Raw genomic sequence first — 20,705 nt, 5'->3', positions numbered from 1 at the left:
CCACGCGTCACTTGCCGTGCAGGGCCATGTAGCGGGCCGGGTACTCGCCGCCGCCGTGGACCGCCAGGTCGGCGCCGTTGACGTAGGACGCGAGGTCGCTGCCGAGGAACAGGCAGGCGCGCGCGATGTCCGACGGCACGGCCATCCGCTCCATCGGCAGGGTGCGGGTCACCGCGGCGCCGTCGTCGTCGCCGTACACCGCGGCCGCGGCCTCGGTGCGGATCAGGCCGGTGGTGATGTAGTTGACCCGCACCTTCGGCGCCCATTCGAGGGCGAGGGCCTTCGTCAGTCCCAGCAGGCCGGCCTTCGCGGCGGTGTACGCGGCGGTGCCGGGCTGCGGGTCGTGCGCCGAGACGCTGCCGATGTTGATGATCGAGCCGCCCTCGGGCCGCTCCTGCATCACCCGGTTGGCCGCCTGCGCGGCGTAGAACGGGGCGAGCAGGTTCAGGGCGACAATCTTCTCCACGAAGCGCGGGGAGACGGTGGCGGCGTCGGAGTCCGGCGACCCGCCGGCGTTGTTGACGAGCACGTCGAGCCGGCCGAACCGGGCGACGGCGTCGTCGACCAGGGCGGCCACGTCGGCGGGGTCGCGCACGTCGACGGCCCGGAACACCGCGCTCCGCCCGCCGGCCGAGGGCAACGTCCCGGGCTCGTTGCGGGCGCAGACCAGGACGTCGGCGCCGGCGGCGAGGAAGTGTTCGGCGACGACGAAGCCGATGCCCTTGGTGCCGCCGGTGACGATCACGGCGCGTCCGGTGTGGTCGACGGGATTGGGAAGGTGCACGTGGCTACCTTTCTGGAACTCGGGTCGGTTCGAGACTGATTGCCGTCGCGCGCCTTTCGTGGGCGCGCGCGGGAACCGACGTGGACAAGCAAGTGCTTGGTCAAGGATAGTGGACGGGACGCCTGGGACACCAGGACTTCCGCTGCGGCGAGAGAACGGGAGCAGGAGACATGGGCAAGCTGGACGGCAAGGTCGCGCTCATCACGGGCGCGGGACAGGGGATCGGACGGGGCATCGCCCTCGCGCTCGCCAAGGAGGGGGTGCACATCGCGGCCGCCGGCCGCACCGAATCCAAGGTGGTCGCGACGGCCGAGACGATCGAGGAACTCGGCGGCAAGGCGCTGGCGCTGCGCTGCGACGTCAGCAGTGCCGACGACGTCGGCGCGGCGGTGCGGCGCACCGTGGCGCACTTCGGCGGCGTGGACATCCTGGTCAACAACGCCAACGACTGCCGGCCCGGCCCGTTGCTGTCGTTCACCGACGCCGAGTACGAGCGGTCCTTCGCGACCGGACCGCTCGCGACGCTGCGGCTGATGCGGGCCTGCTACCCGGTGATGAAGGAGCGCGGAGGCGGCTCGATCGTCAACCTCGTCACGTCGGCGGCGGTCCGCTGGGACGCGAGCAACTACGGCGTCTACGGGTCGATCAAGGAGGGTATGCGGTCGCTGACCCGCGCCGCGGCCTGCGAGTGGGGTGTCGACGGGATCCGGGTCAACGCCATTGCACCACACGCGATGTCGCCCGGACTCGAGACCTGGATGGCGCGCAACCCGGAGGAGGCGGAGGAGTTCCGCGCGGGAATCCCGTTGCGCCGCATCGGCGACCCCGAGACGGACATCGGGCGGGCGGTGGTCTTCCTCGTCGGCGAGGACGCGGGATACCTCACCGGCGCGACGATCCCCCTGGACGGCGGTCAGTCGCGCTGGGGCTGACGCCCCCGGTGAGTCCTTTGGGCTGCCCTGGCCGCCCAAAGGACACACCGGCGCCGCAGGCGCCTATCCGGTGACTCGTCCCGCGTTACCGGCGTCGACCGGCAGCACGGTGCCGCTGATGTGGGCGCTCGCCTCGGCGGCGAAGAACAGCACCACGCGGGTGATCTCCGCCGGTTCGAGCCACGGCACCGGCTGCGCGTGCAGGCTCTGGAAGACCGGGGCCACGTCGTCGGCGCCGGGATGCTCGAGATCCGGGCGCATCAGGCCGTAGAGAAAGTCGTTGTGGATCATCGGTGTCGAGATGTTCCCCGGCGCGATCGCATTCACCGTGACACCGTGCGGTGCCAGATCCAGGGCGGCGCTCTTGGTCAGGCCGATCACGCCCCATTTCGACGCGCTGTACGCCGCCATGTTGGTGTTGCCCGCACGGCCGAGCATCGACGAGATCGTCACGATCCGCCCGTAGCCGCGCTCGACCATGCCGGGCGCCACCGCCCCGACGGTGTTGAAGACACCGGTCAGATTCGAGCCGATCGCCTCCGCCCACTGCGCCTCGGTCATCGCCTGGACCGGGGCGGCCACCGACACGCCCGCGTTCGCCACCGCGATGTCGATCCGGCCGAACTCGGCATGCGCCTGCGCCACGAGTTCGTCCATCGCGGGGCGGTCCGCGGTGTCCAGCTTCGCGGTCAGGCATCGGCGCCCGGTGGCGCGCACCGCCTCCGCGGTCTCCTCCAGGTCCGCCTCCGTGGCCAGCGGGTACGGCACCACCGGGCTGTCGGCACACCGGTCGCACAGCACGATGTCGGCGCCGTGCTCGGCCAGCGCCACCGCGTGGCTGCGGCCCTGGCCGCGTGCCCCACCCGTGATCAGCGCGACCCGGCCCTCGAACTCACTCATCGAATCCACTCCTGTCCTCGTCGGTCAGCAGGTCGATGCTCCTGCCCCGGCGGGCCCGCCGGGGTGCGGCGATCCCGCTCAGCGGGAAAAGGGCAGGCCGCGGGCCCTCACGCCACTGCTGCGGCGGGCACGAGCGCGGCGCCCAGGCCGGACGGCGCGTAGTTCGGCTGGTACGACGGCTGGGGCCGGTTCCCGGAGACGAGCAGTGCGACGACGACGAACGCGATCGCCAGCACGAGCGCGAGCGCGCCGACGATCGACCAGAAGTCCGGCCGCAACGATCGTCGGCGGGGTTCGTCGCCGTAGGTGAGCCGCTTGACGCGCCGGACCTCTGCGGCGGTGGGCGGGGCGGAGTGCGCGGCCGCCGCGCGCCGGGAAGCCGGCGGGCGCACCTGCTCCGCCGCGGAATCGCCCGGCGTGAGCACCTGTGCGATGGGCTGTGTGATCGCCTGGGGGTCCACCGACTCGAGGTTGTGCATGGCCGTCCGTTCTCTCCATTGCCGACGGCCGTGAATCGCCGATTCGGAGACGTCCGTTACCGTGATCTTCGCGACACGGTCAGTCGGTCCACGCGAAGCGGAACCGCTCCGCGAGTTCGGCGGGCGGCCGCGCGCGGTACTTCCCGAACTCGTAGCGTTTCACAGCGAGCAGGGCCTCCATGATCGACGGTCCGAACAGGCGCTGCGCGAGCAGGGAGGACCCGAGCGCGGCGAGCAGGCCGTCGGGGTCCGTCGGCAGGACGCGGACCCCGAGTTCGACGCGTTCGGCATCGGTCATCCGGCCCGGATCGACCGGGATCTCCGGCGGAACCGGGAGTGCGTCGGTGAGACCGGCGTGGGCTGCCCCGAGGATCGCCGCGCCGGCGAGGTAGGAGTTGGCCGACGGGTCCACTGGCTTGACCTCGAGGTGGGCGCCGTAGGGGTTGCCGGGCGTGAGCGCGCACAGCCGCAGCGCGGCTTCGCGGTTCTCGAGCCCCCAGCAGCACCACGCGCCGGCCCACATGCCCGGCTGCAGCCGCAGATGCGAGAGCACGGACCCGGTGAGGACCGCCCCGAACTCGGGCAGCGCGCGCAGGATGCCGGCGACGACGCTTCCGCCCGCGTCCGTCATCCCGTGCGGGCCGTCGCCGCCGGACAGGAGCGGCCGCCCGTCCCGGGTGAAGGACACGTGGACATGGGCCCCGTTGCCCGCCCCGCCGACGACGGGGACGGGGGAGAACGACGCACGCAGACCGTGCTCCCGGGCGGTGCGGCTGATCAGGATGCGAGCGAGCACAAGGTCGTCGACCGACTCCACGGGGGCTGCCGGGGACAGGGAGAGTTCGAACTGTTGCGCGCCCGCCTCGGCGTGGATCTGTTCGATGCCCAGACCCGCGTGGGCGGCCGCGTGCAACAGATCCGCGACGAACGGGTCCCGTCCGAGGACGGCACCGAGACCGTATGCGGACCATTCGCCGCGCCCGCCGTCGAAGAGCGTGAACTCGACCTCGTGCCCCACGCGGGCCTGCACGCCGGCCGCGGCGAGCTCCTCGACGACGCGTTCGAGCGCTCCGCGGGTACACAACGGCGACCGCGTCCCGTCCTGCTCGTACAGGCCGGCGGGCGCCCACCGGACGCCGTCGCCGACGGGTCGGAGCCGGTCGCGGTCGATCCGCAGCCGGAGATCGCCCGTCACCGACAGCGACGGCGTGAACGCCAGGTGGTCGTCGGCGCAGAAGACCGCCCAGCTCGGCGACGCGCCCGCGCCCGACTCGACGAACGACGAAAGCCTTTGTCCGGGAAACGCCTTCGCCCGCGAGATGCCGGTCGAGTCGACGACCGAGCCGACGATGCGTTCCTCGCGGGCGCGTTCGCCCGTCCCGGGGGCGAAGCGTTCCTCCGTCACAGGACCTCCCGCCCGCGCCGTCGGCCACCGGCGGCATCGCGGGGCACCAGGACGCTGGGCACGAGGACGCCGGGTACGAGGACGCTGGGCACGAGGACGCCGGGTACGAGGACGCTGGGCACGAGGACGCCGGGCACAGGGACACAGTAGAGGCGAGGGCGGGTCACGGGGACCGTCTTCGCCGACACCGGACCGTGCCGGCGACGACGGGCGTCGTCACCGCGGTTGATGCTGGGTGATGCAGTGGATGCCGCCGCCGCGGCGGAAGAGGGGGCGCGCGTCCACACCCACGACGCGGCGGCCCGGATACGCGTCCGCCAGGATCTCCGCGGCCTCGTCGTCGGCGGGGTCGCCGAAGCGGCAGGCGATCACCCCACCGTTGACGACGTAGTGGTTGATGTAGCTGTAGTCCACCCAGCCCTCGTCGTCGCGGACCGTCGCCGGGGCCGGCACCCGGACGATGCGCCACGGCTCGCCGCGCACGTCGGTCGTGCGCTGCAGGCGATCGACGATCAGCGCGGTGACGCCGAAATCCGGGTGGTCCCGGTTGCGCTGGTCGTGGACGAGGACCACACCCGGGGACGCGATCGCGGCGACGATGTCGACGTGACCGCGGGTGCCGTAGCGCTCCTGGTCCCGCGTCAGCCCGCGCGGGAGCCAGATCGCGCAGGTCGCGCCGATGGTGCGCCGCAGTTCCGCTTCGACCGCGGCCTTGTCGAGGTGCGGGTTGCGCCCGGGGTCGAGCTGGACGGTCTCGGTGAGCAGGACGGTGCCGAGACCGTCCACCTGCATGCCACCGCCCTCGTTGACGAGTGTCGACGCGATCCGTTCCACGCCGGCCCGCTCGAGCACGAACGACGCGATCCGCGCGTCGTGGTCCCACCGGGCCCAGTCCTGCGCGCCCCAGCCGTTGAACACCCAGTCGACCCCGCCGCACCGGCCGTCGTCGTCGAGGACGAAGGTCGGCCCGATGTCGCGCATCCAGGCGTCGTCGAGCGGAGCCTCGACGAGTTCCACGTCGCGGGACAGGTACCGGCGGGCCGCGTCGACCTGGCCGGGATCGGCCACGACGGTGACCGGTTCGAACTCGGCGACGGCGTGCGCGACCGCGGCCCACGTGGAGCGGGCCTCGTGGTGCTCCTCCGCGGTGTCGCCCAGCGAGTATCCCTCGGTGGGGAAGGCCATCCACGTGCGCTCGTGCGGTCCGCTCTCCGCGGGCATGCGCCAGGTCATCGCGTGGCTCCGAAGGGTGCGTGCGCGTCCACCGGTGCGGTCAGCGGGCCGTAGGTGTCCGGGCGGCGGGTGGTCAGGAACGGGAACAGCGACAACCAGTCCCGGCGCTGCGCGAGGTCGAGATCGGCCACCAGCACGGCGGATTCGTCGCGCGGTGCCTGCACCAGGATGCGCCCGTAGGGATCGGAGACGAACGAGGAGCCGTAGAAGGTGATGGCTCCCTCGCAGCCGTGCCGGTTCGGCACGATCATGAACGTGCCGTTGGCGATGCCGTTTCCGACGATCACCTGCTGCCACAGCGGGCGGGTGTCGAACGCGGGGTGGTCGGGTTCGGAGCCGATCGCCGTCGGGTAGACGAGGATCTCGGCCCCGGCGAGCGAGTACGCCCGCGCCACTTCCGGGAACCACTCGTCCCAGCAGGTCGGCATGCCGATGCGGGCGCCGTCGAGGCCGTCGGGGGTGTGGACGGGATACGGGTCGACGGCGGGCCCGCCCCGGAAGTAGGTGTCCTCGTAGTACCCGGCGGTCACGGGGATGTGCAGTTTCCGGGTCCGGGCCACCGGTTCGCCGGCGGGGGAGACGAGGACGGCGGTGTTGTAGCCGAGGCCGTCGGGTGCGTCGGCGCGTTCGTAGAGGGACGCGTGCACGAACACGCCGTGGGCGGAGGCGGCGGCCGCGGCGAAGGCGACGGTCGGGCCGGCCCGCAGGTCCTCGGCGGTCCGGGCGGCGTCGGCGCCGCCGGGGGTGTCGGCGGGGTAGCGGCTCAGCGTGAGTTCGGGCAGGAACACGACGCGCGCGCCGAGTCCGGCGGCGCGGGCGATGCCCTCGGTGAGTTCGGCGTGCAGCGCCCGCTCGTCGTCGTGCCAGCGGTGCTGGACCAGTCCGACGCGCAGCGGTGGCCGATCGGGGGCGGCGACCCGGCACGGCGAGTCGGGCGGGTTGGTGGCGGTGATGGTGAGCATGGTGAGTCCTCGGGAGTCGATCCGGGGGATAAAACGAATGTGATTCGTTAAGTATGGTGGACGAGCGCGTCCCGGGCAAGAGCCCACGACGATTTCGAGGAGTTTTCGTATGCCACGACCGCCGCAGCGTCTGCTGTCGCCCGAAATCATCACGGACGCCGCGATTCACATGGTGGACACGGCGGGCGACTTCACCATGCCCGGGTTGGCCGAGCGGCTGAAGGTGCGGCCGTCGTCGCTGTACAACCACGTGTCGGGACGCGCCGAGATCGTCGAGGCCATGCGGGCGCGCATCATGTCCGCCATCGTCGTGGGCGACCCCACCGGCGACTGGTCCGAGACGGTCGCCGCCCTCGCCCGCGAGTACCGTCGCGCCTACGCCGCGCATCCGCGGCTGATCCCGTTGTTCACCGCGCAGACCGTGCAGTCGCCGGTCGCGTTCGGGCTCTACAACGCTCTGGCCCAGGCCTTCACGGATGCCGGATTCACGCCCGCACAGGTGCTGCACGCCGTCACCACCGTGGACAGCTTCGTCCTCGGCTCGGCGCTCGACCTCGCCGCGCCCGAGGTGGTGTGGGCGAACGTCCCCGAAACCGGCGCCGCGATGCGCGCCGCGCTGCAGACCGCAGGCCCGAATCCGCAACGGGCCGACGCCGCCTTCGAATTCGGCCTGCGCGCACTGGTGGCCGGCCTGATCGCGCAGACGCCGGCCGGGCCCTGAACGGCCCGGCCGGCGTCTGCGCGGTGGTCGGTGCGGTCCGGGTTCAACCGCGGTCGGTGGTGAACACGTCCGTCTCCCCGGTGAGGGCGGCGGTGCTGCGGGTGAGGGTCTCCCCGCGGAAGAACTGCGGATTGCGCACCCGCATCACCAGCATCAGGACCGCGCCGAGCAGCAGGATGCCGAAGCCGAGGAAGAACACCAGCCCGACGCCGCCGATCTCGGCGCCGCTGCCGTTGTCGGGATTCATGCTCTCGCCCACCGAGATCGCGAAGACGGCGGCGAGCAGGATCCCACCCGACAGGGGGAAGACGAATCGGAACACGGCGTTGCGGGCACTGGTGAACAGACGTCCGCGGAAGTACCACACGCACGCGAACGCGGTGATCCCGTAGTACCAGCAGATCATGATGCCCAGCGCCGCGATGGTGTCGAGCAGGGTCCGCTCGGACAGGAACGTCACGCCGGCGTAGAAGACCGCGGTGACGACCCCCGCGACGACCGTCGCGTACGAGGGCACCAGAAAGCGCGGATGCACCGCGGCCAGCCGGCGCGGGAACGCGCCGTAGGCACCCATCGCGAGCATCGTCCGCGCCGCCGGCAGGAAGGTGGTCTGCAGGCTCGCCACCGACGAGACGAAGATGGCGAGGAAGAGCAGCAGACCGCCCCACTGGCCCAGGACGGGATCGGCGAGGGCGCCGAAGATGTTCTCGGAGTTGTCGGGATTGCCCAGCCCGAGACCCGTCGTACCGACACCGGCATACATCATCGCCGCGACCGACACCAGCAGGTAGGTCAGCAGGATCGTCGCCACGCACAACAGGCCGGCCCGGCCCGGGGTCTTCTTGGGGTCCCGGGACTCCTCCCCCAGGGTGAGGCACGTGTCCCATCCCCAGAACGCGAAGATCGAACCGGTCACGCCGATCACGAAGGCGCCGATCGCAAGCCCGTGGAACGGGTCGAACCAGGCGGCGTCGAGCGACAGTCCGGCGGGCGCGTCGCCCGCGCCGACGTGCACGAGTGCCGCGACAGCGAACGCGAGCAGCAGCACCATCTGGAAGCCGACGAGCGCGTACTGGACGCGCTCGCTCGTGGTGATGCCGCGGCTCGCGATCCACGTCGCGATCGCGATGAACACCAGGGTCGTGCCCACGTTGACGAACTTGTTCCCGGGCAGATCCGCGATCGCCGAGTCTCCGGTGATGCGGGCGAGGAACAGGTAGAAGAACTGGACGGCGATCGCGGCCAGGTTGGACAGCACGATGATCGTCGCGATCACCATGCCCCAGCCGCACATCCACCCGACGTACGGGCCGAAGGCCTTCGTCGACCACGTGAACGACGCTCCGCAGTCCGGTGATTCGGAATTGAGTTCGCGGTAGGCGTACGCGGTGAGGAACATCGGGACGAACCCGGCGATGAAGATCGCCGGCATCTTCAGCCCCACGGCCGCGACGATCAGGCCGATGCTCGCGGTCAGCGTGTAGCCCGGCGCGACGGACGAGATGCCCAGGACGGCACCGCCGAACGTGCCGATCCGGCCGGCGGCCAGGCCCTTCGAGACGACACCGTCGGTGGGTGCGGCCATCGGGGGGACCTCCCGGATCTCGGTGGTGGGAAGCGAATTCGTCATGGCGGGTCTACTCACTGTTCTCGAACTCGTGCTTGGGAACGACGATCATGGGCACCGGAACGACCCGCAGCATCTTCGCTGCCGTCGAACCCAGGAAGAGCCGGTGCGGCTGGGCGAGCCGGCTCGAGCCGACCATCACGACGTCGCCGTCGTGCCATTCGAGCTTCGCCACCGCCGATTCGACGGTGTCCCCGTCCGCGACGAGCGACCGGACCGGGTAGTCGCCGGGAAGCTCGGCGCGGGCGGTGTCCAGAAGGGTGCGGGCGTGGGCCCGCGCCGACTCGAGGGCGAGTTCGTGCGACTTGCGCGCGTCGCGGCCGAGACCGTGCGGATCGAGGGCGACGAGCGAGACGAGCCGCAGCGGCGTGCGCATGTGCTCGCAGGCGCGCACCGCGGTCCGGAGCAGGACGTCCGCTCCGGGGCGGGTGCCGAGAGCACACGTGACCTCGCGGATCCGGGGGGCGGCGGAGTGCCGGAATCCCCGCGGTGCCAGGGCCAGCGGCACGGGCGCGGAATGCAGCAGCTCGGACGACACCGTGCCGATGGAGTGCCGGCCGAGGAGCCCGTCGCCCGCGGCACCGACGACGACGGCACGGGCGCCGAGCCGCGCCACCTCGTCGAGAAGGCCCTGTGCGAAGGACTCATGGAAGCTCAGGTGGGTGTGTGCCCGCACGTCGTCGGGCACCGTGGCCGCCGCCTGGGCGAGCCATGCTTCGCCCGTTCCGGCGAGGACGTCCTCGTACCCGGGCTCGGTGGGTGCCCGGGAGGGCACCGGGCGGTCCGGGGGCAGGACCATACAGATGTCGAGTTCGGCGCCCAGGCTGCGGGCCAGTTGGACGCCGAGCGCCAGCCCGTCCGCGCCGCTGGGGGTGGCGAGGTATCCGACAACCAGTCTCATGGGATTCCGATCCGGTAGGGAGGCCGGAGCCGGCGTGGTGCCGGCTCCGGCGACGGCGCGGTGGGGCCGCGGAAGGTCAGTCGTGGGTGCTCATCACGTGCTTGATGCGGGTGTAGTCCTCGACGCTGTAGGCGGAGAGGTCCTTGCCGTAGCCCGAGTGCTTGAACCCGCCGTGCGGCATCTCCGCGACGAGCGGGATGTGGCAGTTGATCCACACCGCCCCGAAGTCCAGCGCGGCGGACAGGCGCTGGGTGCGCCCGTGGTCGCGGGTCCACACGCTCGCCGCGAGCCCGTAGCGGACGTCGTTGGCCAGGGCGACGGCCTCGTCCTCGGTGGCGAAGGACTGCACCGTCAGAATCGGGCCGAACGTCTCGTCCTGCACGATGGGGTCGTGCTGGTCCACGCCGGTGACGATCGTCGGCTCGAAGAAGAAGCCCTTCTCGCCGGCGCGCGTGCCGCCGGTGACGATCGTCGCCGAGGCGGGCAGGGCGGCGATCTTGTCGGTGACGCGCTGGAAGTGCACGGCGTTGTTGAGCGGGCCGTAGAAGGCGTCGGGGTCGTCGGGACGGCCCGGTCGCAGCTGCTCGGCCTGGCGTGCCAGCGCGTCGACGAGGTCGTCGTGGACGGACTCGTGGACCAGTACCCGGGTGGCGGCCGTGCAGTCCTGGCCACCGTTGAAGAAGGCGGCCGCCGCGACGGCCTCGGCGGTCTTGGCCACGTCGGCGTCGTCGAACACCAGGACGGGGGCCTTGCCGCCGAGCTCGAGGTGGGCGCGCTTGAGCTGCCGGGCCGCGGAGACCGCCACCTCGATGCCGGCGCGGACCGAGCCGGTGATCGACACCAGGCCGAGCGCGGGATGGTCGACGAGGGCGGCCCCGGTGGCGGCGTTGCCGAGCACGACGTTGAAGACACCGTCGGGCAGGATGCCCTGGGTCAGGCGGGCCAGCACCAGCGTGCTGTCCGGGGTGGTGTCGCTGGGCTTGAGCACGATCGTGTTGCCGGCGGCGAGCGCGGGACCGATCTTCCACAGCGCCATCATCAGCGGGTAGTTCCAGGGCGTGACCTGGCCGACCACACCGATCGGCTCGCGCCGCACGTAGGAGGTGTGGCCCTCCATGTACTCGCCGGCCGCCTTGCCCTCGAGCAGACGGGCCGCCCCGGCGAAGAAGCGCAGCTGATCCGCGCCGACCTTGACCTCCTCGTCCGCGATCATGGACTTCGGCTGGCCGGTGTTGCGGCACTCGGCCTCGACGAGTTCGTCGCAGTGCTCCTCGAGGGCGTCGGCGAGCTTCAGCAGCGCCGCCTGGCGTTCCTTGGGGGTGGTCCTGCCCCAGGTTCGGAACGCGCGCTGCGCGGCCGCCACCGCGGCGTCGACGTCGGCGGCGGTCGACACCGGGATCGAGCCCACGAGGGATTCGTCGACCGGGTCGATCAGCGGCAGGGATTCGGTGGCCGTCGAGGGCACGAATGCGCCGTCGATGTAGTTCTCGCGGAGATCGGTCATGGCTGGGTTCCTCTCGGAGGCCTGCCCGACCGGGGCAGGGACTCTGGTGATCAGTGTGGGCCGCACCGGCGGTGCCGGGCCAGGGGATCCGGCGGCCGGATCGTGCGGAAGGTTCGGAGGGCAGCGGCGCCGCCGGGACCGGAATGCTCACCTCGTCGTGAGCGGGTCGGACGCCGAGACGGGCGCCGAGAGATCGTGAAAAGTGCTGGGAAACAGAATGTTCGGTCTTGCCGCGGTCCAGGCGCGGGACGCGGTCAGTGCGCCGGGGCGCCCGCCGCCGCGGTCGCGCGGGAGCCGAGGGCGTCGAGGATGCGCCGGGCCGTGTCCTCGCCCATGCGCACGGCTCCGTCGACGTGCTGGTAGCCCTCCGCGGCGAGGTCGGACGACGAGAAGAGGATCGGACCGACGGGGTTGAGCTGGTCCTTGCCGTAGCGGTGCAGGCCGCCGAGGTCGTAGCTCGCCGCGTAGGCCCCGCGGGTCCACTCCTCCGAACCCCAGTCGGATTCGTAGTAGACGACCGGGTTCAGTGCCTTCTCGCCGAGGTAGCCGGCCATGGACGAGAGGATCGCGGCCTTGCGTTCCGCGGCGGGGAGTTCGAAGACGGCGTCGGCCTTCTCGTCCGCCACGAAGGCCACCAGGGTGCCGCGCGGATCCTCGAAATTGGTGTTGTCGTAGATCTCCTGAACGAGTGCCCCGGCGCCGAAGCACGTGCCGGACAGGCCGTCCTCGCGCCAGAACGGCGTGTCGTACACGGCGTGCACCTTGATGACGAGCCCGAGGGACTGGTGCTGGTGCATCTGGTGCTGGCGGCGCGGCAGCGGCGGGACGTAGGAGATCCGGGAGTACAGGTTCGGCGGCACGGCCAGCACGGCGAACCGGGCATCGACGGTGACGCCGTCGGCGACCGCCCGCACGTGCCCGGGCGCGCCCGGCTCGTCGCCCTCGGACCAGTGCAGGGTCCGGACCGGGCTGCCGAGAAAGACGTCCTCGCCGAGCTTTTCGGCGAGCCGCTGCGACACCTGCTGCATGCCGCCCACGACGCGCTGGTCGAGGATGAAGTCCTCGTCCACGAGGTTGCTGAACGAGCCCGCGGAGGCCGCCATGAGGATCGCCTGCAGCGCGGAGAACGCGTGGGCCGGCTTGGTGAGCATGCCCCCGGCGATGAACAGCCCGATGTTGTTGCACGCCTCCTCGTCGTCGGAGTTGGCCCGCAACCAGTGATGGAAGGAGACGGTGTCGAGTTCCCGCGCCCGCGGATGCGCCCACGGCTCCCGGGGGCCGATGTCGGCGGCGAGTTCGTCGAGCAGCGCGATCAGCTTGTCCATCTCGGCGCGGGTGTGCTCGGACGTGGGGAACATCTCGCCGCGGTACCGGACGGGCCGGCCCTCGGCGTCGAGGTAGATGTTCTCGCCCTCGCGGTAGCGGGAGAACGTGCGCAGGCCCAGTTCGTCGAGCAGCGCGATGAGGGCGGTCTGGTCGGGGGACACCCACTGACCGCCGATCTCGAGCATCGCTCCGTCGATCGTGTCGGTCCAGGTGCGGCCGCCGACGCGGTCGCGGGCTTCGAGGACGGCGACCCGCAGGCCCGCCTGCCGGAGACGGTAGGCGGCGGTCAGGCCGGACGGGCCCGCCCCGACGACGACGACGTCACGCTCGATGGATTTCATGGGATTCCCCTTCGAGAAAATGAACGACATTCATATGTGTCGCATCACACTGTAACCTCATCGAGGCGCGAGGAGAAGACCCTCGCGACAATTCGTGGCCGGAAATCGTGAGACGAAGGGGAGCGGCGTGGGAGAGGGGACGCACCGGCGCGCCGGCCGGCCGTCGACGAAAGTGCTGTCCCGGCAGGCGATCACCGACGCGGCGCTCGACGTGATCGAGCAGGGCGGCTACGACGCCTTCACCGTCGCCAAGCTCGCCCGGGCCCTCGGCGTGGCCCCGTCCGCCCTGTACAACCACGTGAGCTCGAAGCAGGACGTCCTGCTGTGGGTGCAGGAGGACCTCATGACCAAGATCGACGTGAGCGGCTTCGGTGCCGAACCGTGGGCGGTGGCGACGCGGCGGTGGGCCCTGTCCTACCGGGAGGTGTTCGCCCGGCACGCGCCGCTGGTCCCGGTGATCGCCGTGATGCCCGTCGCGGGCGCGCCCCGCACCCTGGCGGTGTACGAGGCGGTGGCCGCGGGCTTCGCCGAGGCCGGGTGGCCGATCGACACGATCGTGCCGGTCGTCGTCGCGCTCGAGTCGTTCATCTTCGGCTCCGCGCTCGACGCCAACGCACCAGCCGACATCTTCGACACCGCCGATCTCGCCGGCGACAGCCCGGTGTTCACCGCGGCGATCGACGCGTTCGCCGGATCGGGCGGCCACTACACCCCGGACGCCGGTTTCGACGCCGGCCTCGACGCGATGATCGCCGGACTCGAAGCGCGCCTGGATCGGCTCCGGAAGGGCTGAGCCGCAAAAGGATACGGCTCGGTCCGGGACCGGCGGTGTGCCGTGATCCCGGACCGAGCCGGTATTCGATTGCCGGGGCGGGGTGTCCCGCCGCGGGGCCTACAAGGCGATGTACTTGGTGTCGAGGTACTCCTCGATGCCCTCGGCCGCGCCTTCGCGGCCGAAACCGGACTCCTTGACGCCGCCGAACGGGGCGGCGACGTCGGAGATGATGCCGCGGTTGACGCCGACCATGCCGGTCTTCAGCGCCCCCGCCACACGCATCGCGCGGTCGAGATCGCGGGTGTAGAAGTAGGCGGCCAGGCCGTATTCGGTGTTGTTGGCGGCGGCGATCGCCTCGTCCTCGGTGTCGAAGACGGTGATCGCCGCGACCGGCCCGAAGATCTCTTCCCGCAGCAGCCGCGCGTCGGCCGGCACCTCGTCCAGCACGGTCGGCGGGTAGAACGTGCCGGGACCGTCGGGGATCTGCCCGCCGGTGCGGACCCGGGCACCGCGCTCGACGGCGTCGCGCACCAGCGCGTCGACCGTGGCGCGCTGCCGGGCGGTGATGAGCGGGCCGAGGTCGGTGCCGTCGTCGAGGCCGTGGCCGGTGCGCAGCGCCGCGATGCGGGCGGTGAGCTTGTCGGTGAACTCGCCCGCGACGCTGCGGGCGACGTGGAAGCGGTTGGCGGCGGTGCAGGCCTCGCCGCCGTTGCGCATCTTCGCGGCCATCGCGCCGTCCACGGCGGCGTCGACGTCGGCGTCGCCGAACACCAGGAACGGGGCGTTGCCGCCGAGTTCCATCGAGGTGCGCAGCAGCCGGTCGGCGGACTGGCGGACCAGCAGCTTGCCGACGCCGGTGGAACCGGTGAAGGTGATCTTGCGCAGCCGCGCGTCGGTGAGCAGCGGCCCGGTGAGGGCGGCGGCGTCGGTGGCGGGCAGGATCGACAGCACCCCGGCCGGCAGCCCGGCGTCGGCGAAGACCTGCCCGAGCAGCAGCATCGTCAGCGGGGTCTCGGCGGCCGGCTTGACCAGGATCGGGCAGCCCGCGGCCAGGGCCGGGCCGATCTTGCGGGTGGCCATCGCCAGCGGGAAGTTCCACGGGGTGATCGCCAGGACGGGGCCGACCGGTTCCTTGGTGACGAGGATGCGCCCGTTCCCGGCGGGGGCGGTGGCGGTGCGGCCGCCGATGCGCACGGCCTCCTCGGCGAACCAGCGCAGGAACTCGGCGCCGTAGTTCACCTCACCGCGCGCCTCGGCGACGGTCTTGCCCATCTCGAGGGTGATGACGCGGGCGAAGTCGTCGGCGCGGGCGTGGACGAGTTCGAAGGCGGTGCGCAGGATCTCGCCCCGCACGCGCGGCGGGGTCGCGGCCCACTCGGCCTGCGCGGCGACGGCGAGGTCGAGGGCGCGCAGCCCGTCGTCGGCGGAGGCGTCGGCGACCTCGGCGAGCACCGCGCCGGTGGCCGGGTCCTCGACGGGGAACGTCGCGCCGGTGGACGAGTCGGTGAGCTTGCCGCCGAGCCAGAGCCGGGTCGGGACGCCCGCGGGGAGGGTGTGGGTCATCGGGTGGCTCCTGCCAGGGTCGGGCGCACGCCCGCGACGTCGCGGACGGCGGCAGCGAGGACGTCGAGTCCGTCGGTGAGCAGTTCGTCGGAGATCACCAGCGGCGGCAGCAGGCGGACGACATTGCCGAAGGTGCCGCAGGTGAGCACGATGACGCCCTGCTCGAGCGCCTTCGCGGCGATCACCTTGGTGGCCTCCGGATTCGGCTCGCGCGTGCCGGGCTGCACGAACTCGACGGCGAGCATCGCACCGCGGCCGCGGACCTCGCCGACGATGTCGACGTCCGCGGCGAGCGCCCGCAGCCGCTCGGTGGCGATCTGCTCGATGCGCCGGGCGCGGCCGCACAGGTCCAGCTGCTCGATCCGGTTCAGCGTGGCCAGCGCCGCGGCGCACGCGACGGGGTTGCCGCCGTAGGTGCCGCCGAGGCCGCCGCCGTGGACGGCGTCGATCAGCTCGGCGCGGCCGGTCACCGCGGCGAGCGGCATGCCGCCGGCGATGCCCTTGGCGAGGGTCATCAGGTCCGGCACGACGTTCTCGTCGTTGCTGGCGAACCAGTCGCCCGTGCGCGCGAACCCGGTCTGCACCTCGTCGGCGACGAAGACGATGCCGTTGGCCTTCGCCCAGTCGACGAGGGTCGGCAGGAAACCCTTGGCCGGCACGATGAATCCGCCCTCGCCCTGGATGGGCTCGAGCACGATCGCGGCGACGTTGTGCGCACCGATCTGCTTGTCGATCTGCGCGATCGCGCGGTGGGCGGCCTGCTCGCCGGTGACCTCGGTGCCGTCGTAGTTGCGGCCCTCGCGGAACGGGTACGACGCCGGCACGCGGTGGATGTCCGGGGCGAACGGGCCGAAGCCCTCCTTGTAGGGCTGGTTCTTCGCGGTCAGCGCCATCGTCAGGTTGGTGCGGCCGTGGTAGGCGTGGTCGAAGACCACCACGGCGCTGCGACCGGTGGCGACGCGGGCGATCTTGACCGCGTTCTCCACCGCTTCGGCACCGCTGTTGAACAGCACCGTGCGCTTGGCGTGGTCACCGGGGGTCAGGGCCGCGAGCTTCTCGGCGACGGCGATGTAGCCCTCGTAGGGGGTGACCATGAAGCAGGTGTGCGTGAAGTGCGCGACCTGCTCCTGCACCGCCGCCACGACCGCCGGGTCCGAGGCGCCGACACTGGTGACCGCGATGCCGGAGCCGAGGTCGATCAGGGCGTTGCCGTCGACGTCGACGACGATGCCGCCGTCGACGTCGGCCGCGTACACCGGCACGGAGGAGGCCACACCCGCCCCGACGGCCGTGCGGCGACGTTCGGTCAGTGCCGCCGAGCGCGGGCCGGGCAGCGCGGTGACCAGGCGACGCTGCTGTGGAAGGCGGTATTCGATGCTCGTCATGGGGGACTTCCTCGGGCTCGGCGGCGTAGAGACGATTCGAGTATGGGAGCGGCCACGTACCAGAGACAGGGCCGATCCGTACAACCCGGCGAATCGCACCGCGCCATTTCGTCGAGGGGTCTTACGATGGCCCCATGAGCGTCGGCATCGCCTGGCTGCTGCGGCAGCCGGGGCTGGGATTGACACTGCGCGGCGGCCGGACCGGGAAGGATCGGCCGATCGGCTTCGTCCAGCCCACCGAACTGCTGGACCCGCGGCCCTGGCTCTCCGGCGGGGAACTCGTCCTCACCACCGGCCTGGGACTGCAGCCCGAGGAGGGCGGCGACTACGTGCGCCGCCTCGCGGAGGCGGGCATCGCCGCCCTGGGGTTCGGCACCGGGCTGTCGCACGAGCGGATCCCGCCGTCGGTGCTCGAGGCGGCCGACGCGGTGGGGCTGGCGCTGCTGGAGGTGCCGTACACGACGCCGTTCGCGGCCGTGAGCCGTGCCGTCACCGCCCGGCTCGCCGAGCAGCAGTACGAGCTGGTGCGGCGCGCCGCCGACACCCAGGTCCGCATCACCCGCGCCGCGCTGCGCGGCGGCGTGGCCGCGATCGTGCGGGAACTGGCCGTCGCCGCCAGTGCCGCCGTCGCCTACCTCGACGAGCGCAGCGGGGAGGTGGCCGCCCACCCCGAGGCCGCGGCGGAACTGGCAGAGCAGATCTCGGAGCTGCGCCGGGACGGCGCCGGTTCGGTCACCACGAGCCGGCCCGGCCGGACGCTGACGGTGCAACCGGTCATGCACGCCGGCCTCGTCAGCGGGCACCTGGCCGTGCAGGCCGACCGCCCGCTCGAGAACGTCGAACTCGTCCTGATCGGCCACGCCGTTTCCCTCGTCACCCTCGAGCTGGACAAGCCGCGGCGGCTGCGTGCGGAGCGGAACTCGCTGGGCGCGAAGGCGTTCGGTCTGCTCGTCGACGGCGTCCTCGACTCCGGCGACGCCCTGGAATACCTCGCCGATGCGGTCGGCGCCCGCAACCGCATCCGGATCCTGCGTCTGCACACCCCGGCCGCGGCCGACGTGCGGCGCGTGCTGGACGCCGGCCTCGGGGCCCGGCAGCGTCCGCTGTACGCGCGCAGCGGCGACGAGGCGCTCACCGTGCTGCTGCGCGGTGAGGACACGCTGTCCGACGTGGCGGAGCTGCTGGCGGACCTCGCCCCGCCGCAGGCGCGCACCCTCCGCGCCGGGCTCAGCGCCGCGCACCGGCTCGCCGACACCCGCCGCGCCGTCGAGCAGGCCGAACACGCCGTGGCTGCGGCGGACGCGGCCCACCGCCTCGTCGAGTTCGACGCCACGCACGGAACGGCCCTGCTCGCCTCCCCGGCGGTGCGGGCCGTGCTCGAATCCGTGGCCGCGTCCACAGTGTCCGCTCTCGCCGACTACGACCGCGGCCGAGGGACCAGGCTCGTCGCGTCGCTGCGGGCGTTCCTCGAGGCGAACGGGCAATGGGAGGCGGCGGCCGCGGCCCTGGAGGTGCACCGGCACACCCTGCGCAGCCGGATCGCCAAGGCGGAGCAGGTGCTCGGCGTCGATCTCGGCGACGCCCGAGTCCGGGCCGAGCTGCTGCTCGCCCTGCTGATCGGGGAACCGGCGCCCCAGTCCTGCAGTCGCAGTTCGTAATGTCTTGGGGCGTAGTGGCACAGCCGAGTCCCGGTTCGGGATACCCACCGCCACAGCGACCGTCGCCGAATGTGCGCGGGCGAATGACGGAGCGGGTCGGAAATGTGATCGAAAGTCGTCGGAGCCGGCACGGCACCGTTCCCGGGGAAGTCCGAGTGGCCTTCACGGGGTGACTCCGGACGGGAATATGCGCATGTGGTTGAGTGTTCAACTATATGATTGAGTAATCAACTATATGACGCGCGTCGCGCCCTTCCGGTCGGGAGGGTCGTGACCGGAACCGACCGTACGGAGGATCATGGCCAGCAGTTCGACCAAGCACAGCGGCTCCATCGGGACCGTGTCCCAGAAGGGCATCCCCGACGAGGTGGACGTGGCGATCGTCGGGTCCGGCGGCGCAGGCCTGATGGCGGCGCTCACCGCCGCCGGGGAGGGTGCACGAGTCCTCGTGGTCGAGTCCCGGGAGATCGTCGGGGGCGCCACCGGGATCTCGGCGGGTGCCGCCTGGATCCCCAACCACGGCTTCTCGACCAAGGACCTGAAGGTGCACGACGACCTGGACCAGGCGCGGCGGTACATCTACGGCCAAGGTCGCGACCGGATCCTCGACCACGACCTGGTGGAGAAGTTCCTCGAAACCGGACCGCACGTCGCCCGGTTCATCGAAGAGCACACCTCCTTCGGGTGGATCCCGACGATCTGGCCGGACTACCGCTCCGACATCGACGGCGCGTCCGTCGGCCGGGCACTGTTCCCCGGCCCGTACTCCCCGGAGGGCCTCGGGGAGAACGCGAAGTACGTGCGACCGGCCCTGACCACGGGCATGGCCAAGAACCCGCTCCCGTTCTGGTTGCTGGGCGGGATCGGCATCGACGACGTCTGGCTCGCCGGACCGGCCTTGATCGGAGCCCTGCTCGAGGCGAGCCTGCGCAACGGCGTCGACGTTCGCGTCGAGACGCCCGCGACCCGGCTTGTCACCGACGAGTCGGGGGTGCGGGGGATCGTCGTGCGGGCCGACGGCGCCGAGCACACGGTGCGGGCCACCCGGGGGGTCCTGCTGGCCAGCGGCGGGTTCGAGAGCTCGACCGAGATCACCACGACCTACCTCGACGCGCCCTTCGGCGTGCAGGTCTCCCCCCAGGGCCACGACGGCATCGCGGTGCAGCTGGCGCAGGAGGTGGGCGCTGATCTGACCGGCATGGAGGACGCCTGGTGGATGCCCGGCGTGCAGTTGCCCGGTGAAGAGCTGGAGGGCCGCCCGCTCAGTCGGGTGTTCCTGGGCGAGCGAGCGCTGCCGCACAGCATCATGGTCAACAGCAAGGGTGAGCGCTTCGCGAACGAGGCCCTGGCCTACGACCAGTTCGGGCAGATCATGCGCGAGGTCGACCCGGAGACGGGCACCATGCCCAATGCCACGGCCTGGCTGATCTTCGACCACAACTACTGGACGAAGTTCGGGATCTTCGGCGTCACGCCGGGCGGAGAGGTGCCCGACTACCTCCACCGCGCCGACACCCTGTCGGAGCTCGCGGACAAGATCGGGGTCGACGAGGTGGGGCTGCTCCGCACGGTCGACCGGTTCAACCCCGAGGCCGCCCGCGCTCGCGACCCGCAGTTCCACCGCGGGGACACCTTGTTCGACCGCTACTTCGGCGCCTACTATCCCCGGCTGGGCAAGAACTCGCCCGACGCGCGGTTCCCCGCCGCCACCGCAAAGGCGCGGATGCGCATCGCCGCGGCGATCGGTCCGATCGTGAGCAAGCTCGCCGGACGGGTGGCGAAGAAGAACGACCCCGAACGCGTGCGTTCCCTCGTGGTCGGACCCCTGGCGAAGATCATCCGACCCATGCTGAAGAGCCCGAAGTCGAGCGTGCTGGGACCGGTCGACACCGCGCCGTACTACGCGCTCGAGGTCGAGGCCAGCGCGCTCGGCACCGTGGGCGGCCCGAAGACCGACGCACTCGGACGCGCGCTGAACACCGAAGGCAAGGTCATTCCAGGCCTGTACGCCGCCGGCAACGCAGGAGGCGCACCCACGAAGGGCTTCTACGGCGGCGCCGGAGGGACGATCTCGCTCGGACTGGTGTTCGGTTACCTCGCGGGACGGGAAGCAGCCAAGCGGCAGGATGACGCGTAAGCATCTCGTCGGTGCCCTCGACCGTCGGCACGACGGTCGAGGGCACCCTCACGAGCAACGGCCTTCGCCGCA

18 protein-coding genes are annotated in these 20,705 nt (G+C 71.7%); 5 read left to right on the top strand and 13 right to left on the bottom strand.

All coding sequences use genetic code 11. The features are described from left to right. Positions 1–7: 7 nt before the first annotated feature. Positions 8–784 (bottom strand): SDR family oxidoreductase, encoded by a 777-nt coding sequence (locus G6038_RS13260; RefSeq protein WP_165038334.1) that lies wholly within the window; start codon positions 782–784, stop codon positions 8–10. A gap of 170 nt (positions 785–954) precedes the next feature. Between G6038_RS13260 and G6038_RS13255 the strand changes: the two genes are divergently transcribed. Next, on the top strand, positions 955–1,716 hold the full coding sequence (locus G6038_RS13255; protein ID WP_165038333.1) for an SDR family oxidoreductase: 762 nt from the start codon (positions 955–957) through the stop codon (positions 1,714–1,716). A 63-nt stretch (positions 1,717–1,779) separates the two neighbouring features. On the opposite strand, the gene G6038_RS13250 is transcribed toward G6038_RS13255, so the two are convergent. The 6 genes from G6038_RS13250 to G6038_RS13225 form a co-directional block, all read right to left on the bottom strand. After that, complete coding sequence (locus G6038_RS13250) at positions 1,780–2,616, bottom strand: mycofactocin-coupled SDR family oxidoreductase (protein ID WP_165038332.1); 837 nt, start codon at positions 2,614–2,616, stop codon at positions 1,780–1,782. Positions 2,617–2,723: 107 nt separating this feature from the next. Then, the gene (locus G6038_RS13245) at positions 2,724–3,095 is read right to left on the bottom strand and encodes a hypothetical protein (RefSeq protein WP_165038331.1); all 372 of its coding nucleotides are present in this window, start codon (positions 3,093–3,095) and stop codon (positions 2,724–2,726) included. Positions 3,096–3,174: 79 nt separating this feature from the next. Beyond that, positions 3,175–4,500 (bottom strand): glutamine synthetase, encoded by a 1,326-nt coding sequence (locus G6038_RS13240; RefSeq protein ID WP_165038330.1) that lies wholly within the window; start codon positions 4,498–4,500, stop codon positions 3,175–3,177. Further along, positions 4,497–4,637, bottom strand: coding sequence for a hypothetical protein (locus G6038_RS31300; RefSeq protein WP_165038274.1), 141 nt, complete (start codon positions 4,635–4,637; stop codon positions 4,497–4,499). Before G6038_RS31300 ends, G6038_RS13240 begins: the two co-directional genes overlap by 4 nt. Before the next feature lie 79 nt (positions 4,638–4,716). Further along, entirely contained in the window at positions 4,717–5,733 is a 1,017-nt protein-coding gene (locus G6038_RS13230) for an agmatine deiminase family protein (RefSeq protein ID WP_165038328.1), read from the bottom strand. Continuing rightward, on the bottom strand, positions 5,730–6,695 hold the full coding sequence (locus G6038_RS13225; protein WP_165038326.1) for a nitrilase-related carbon-nitrogen hydrolase: 966 nt from the start codon (positions 6,693–6,695) through the stop codon (positions 5,730–5,732). Before G6038_RS13225 ends, G6038_RS13230 begins: the two co-directional genes overlap by 4 nt. Before the next feature lie 109 nt (positions 6,696–6,804). Between G6038_RS13225 and G6038_RS13220 the strand changes: the two genes are divergently transcribed. Further along, a complete protein-coding gene (locus G6038_RS13220; protein WP_165038324.1) occupies positions 6,805–7,416 on the top strand; it encodes a TetR/AcrR family transcriptional regulator C-terminal domain-containing protein in 612 nt (203 codons plus the stop codon). Between the two features lie 43 nt (positions 7,417–7,459). On the opposite strand, the gene G6038_RS13215 is transcribed toward G6038_RS13220, so the two are convergent. The 4 genes from G6038_RS13215 to G6038_RS13200 form a co-directional block, all read right to left on the bottom strand. After that, complete coding sequence (locus G6038_RS13215; RefSeq protein WP_165038322.1) at positions 7,460–9,046, bottom strand: APC family permease; 1,587 nt, start codon at positions 9,044–9,046, stop codon at positions 7,460–7,462. A gap of 7 nt (positions 9,047–9,053) precedes the next feature. Then, positions 9,054–9,944, bottom strand: a complete 891-nt coding sequence (locus G6038_RS13210; RefSeq protein ID WP_165038320.1) for a universal stress protein — start codon at positions 9,942–9,944, stop codon at positions 9,054–9,056. Positions 9,945–10,020: 76 nt separating this feature from the next. Beyond that, on the bottom strand, positions 10,021–11,448 hold the full coding sequence (locus tag G6038_RS13205; RefSeq protein ID WP_165038318.1) for a gamma-aminobutyraldehyde dehydrogenase: 1,428 nt from the start codon (positions 11,446–11,448) through the stop codon (positions 10,021–10,023). A gap of 254 nt (positions 11,449–11,702) precedes the next feature. Beyond that, positions 11,703–13,115, bottom strand: coding sequence for an NAD(P)/FAD-dependent oxidoreductase (locus G6038_RS13200; RefSeq protein WP_165038316.1), 1,413 nt, complete (start codon positions 13,113–13,115; stop codon positions 11,703–11,705). A 127-nt stretch (positions 13,116–13,242) separates the two neighbouring features. On the opposite strand from G6038_RS13200, the gene G6038_RS13195 reads away from it, so the two are divergent. After that, positions 13,243–13,908 (top strand): TetR family transcriptional regulator, encoded by a 666-nt coding sequence (locus G6038_RS13195; RefSeq protein ID WP_346772814.1) that lies wholly within the window; start codon positions 13,243–13,245, stop codon positions 13,906–13,908. Positions 13,909–14,007: 99 nt separating this feature from the next. Here G6038_RS13195 and G6038_RS13190 read toward each other — a convergent pair whose 3' ends face one another. Both G6038_RS13190 and gabT read right to left on the bottom strand, forming a co-directional pair. Further along, positions 14,008–15,453 carry an NAD-dependent succinate-semialdehyde dehydrogenase gene (locus tag G6038_RS13190; RefSeq protein WP_165038314.1) on the bottom strand — a complete coding sequence of 482 codons (1,446 nt, stop codon included), beginning with the start codon at positions 15,451–15,453 and terminating at the stop codon, positions 14,008–14,010. Next, positions 15,450–16,838, bottom strand: coding sequence for a 4-aminobutyrate--2-oxoglutarate transaminase (gene gabT, locus G6038_RS13185; protein ID WP_165038312.1), 1,389 nt, complete (start codon positions 16,836–16,838; stop codon positions 15,450–15,452). Before gabT ends, G6038_RS13190 begins: the two co-directional genes overlap by 4 nt. Positions 16,839–16,972: 134 nt before the next feature. Here gabT and G6038_RS13180 point away from each other — a divergent pair, with 134 nt between their 5' ends. Both G6038_RS13180 and G6038_RS13175 read left to right on the top strand, forming a co-directional pair. Then, positions 16,973–18,496, top strand: coding sequence for a PucR family transcriptional regulator (locus G6038_RS13180; RefSeq protein ID WP_165038311.1), 1,524 nt, complete (start codon positions 16,973–16,975; stop codon positions 18,494–18,496). 298 nt (positions 18,497–18,794) lie between these two features. Continuing rightward, complete coding sequence (locus G6038_RS13175) at positions 18,795–20,633, top strand: FAD-dependent oxidoreductase (protein WP_165038309.1); 1,839 nt, start codon at positions 18,795–18,797, stop codon at positions 20,631–20,633. The last annotated feature ends 72 nt before the right edge of the window (positions 20,634–20,705 follow it).

This window comes from Rhodococcus sp. 14C212, assembly GCF_011058195.1.
Classification (GTDB): Bacteria; Actinomycetota; Actinomycetes; order Mycobacteriales; family Mycobacteriaceae; genus Rhodococcus; species Rhodococcus aetherivorans.
Note: the sequence above shows the minus strand (reverse complement) of the source record. Positions and strands in the feature narration are given on the sequence as shown.

Excerpts from the sequence above, each read along its gene's own strand:
- G6038_RS13250 (WP_165038332.1), bottom strand. The coding sequence starts at position 2,616 with ATGAGTGAGTTCGAGGGCCGGGTCGCGCTGATCACGGGTGGGGCACGC.
- G6038_RS13255 (WP_165038333.1), top strand. The coding sequence starts at position 955 with ATGGGCAAGCTGGACGGCAAGGTCGCGCTCATCACGGGCGCGGGACAG.
- G6038_RS13225 (WP_165038326.1), bottom strand. The coding sequence starts at position 6,695 with ATGCTCACCATCACCGCCACCAACCCGCCCGACTCGCCGTGCCGGGTC.
- G6038_RS13220 (WP_165038324.1), top strand. The coding sequence starts at position 6,805 with ATGCCACGACCGCCGCAGCGTCTGCTGTCGCCCGAAATCATCACGGAC.
- G6038_RS13175 (WP_165038309.1), top strand. The coding sequence starts at position 18,795 with ATGGCCAGCAGTTCGACCAAGCACAGCGGCTCCATCGGGACCGTGTCC.
- G6038_RS13205 (WP_165038318.1), bottom strand. The coding sequence starts at position 11,448 with ATGACCGATCTCCGCGAGAACTACATCGACGGCGCATTCGTGCCCTCG.
- G6038_RS13215 (WP_165038322.1), bottom strand. The coding sequence starts at position 9,046 with ATGACGAATTCGCTTCCCACCACCGAGATCCGGGAGGTCCCCCCGATG.
- G6038_RS13245 (WP_165038331.1), bottom strand. The coding sequence starts at position 3,095 with ATGCACAACCTCGAGTCGGTGGACCCCCAGGCGATCACACAGCCCATC.
- G6038_RS13190 (WP_165038314.1), bottom strand. The coding sequence starts at position 15,453 with ATGACCCACACCCTCCCCGCGGGCGTCCCGACCCGGCTCTGGCTCGGC.
- G6038_RS13230 (WP_165038328.1), bottom strand. The coding sequence starts at position 5,733 with ATGACCTGGCGCATGCCCGCGGAGAGCGGACCGCACGAGCGCACGTGG.
- G6038_RS13200 (WP_165038316.1), bottom strand. The coding sequence starts at position 13,115 with ATGAAATCCATCGAGCGTGACGTCGTCGTCGTCGGGGCGGGCCCGTCC.
- G6038_RS13210 (WP_165038320.1), bottom strand. The coding sequence starts at position 9,944 with ATGAGACTGGTTGTCGGATACCTCGCCACCCCCAGCGGCGCGGACGGG.
- gabT (WP_165038312.1), bottom strand. The coding sequence starts at position 16,838 with ATGACGAGCATCGAATACCGCCTTCCACAGCAGCGTCGCCTGGTCACC.
- G6038_RS13180 (WP_165038311.1), top strand. The coding sequence starts at position 16,973 with ATGAGCGTCGGCATCGCCTGGCTGCTGCGGCAGCCGGGGCTGGGATTG.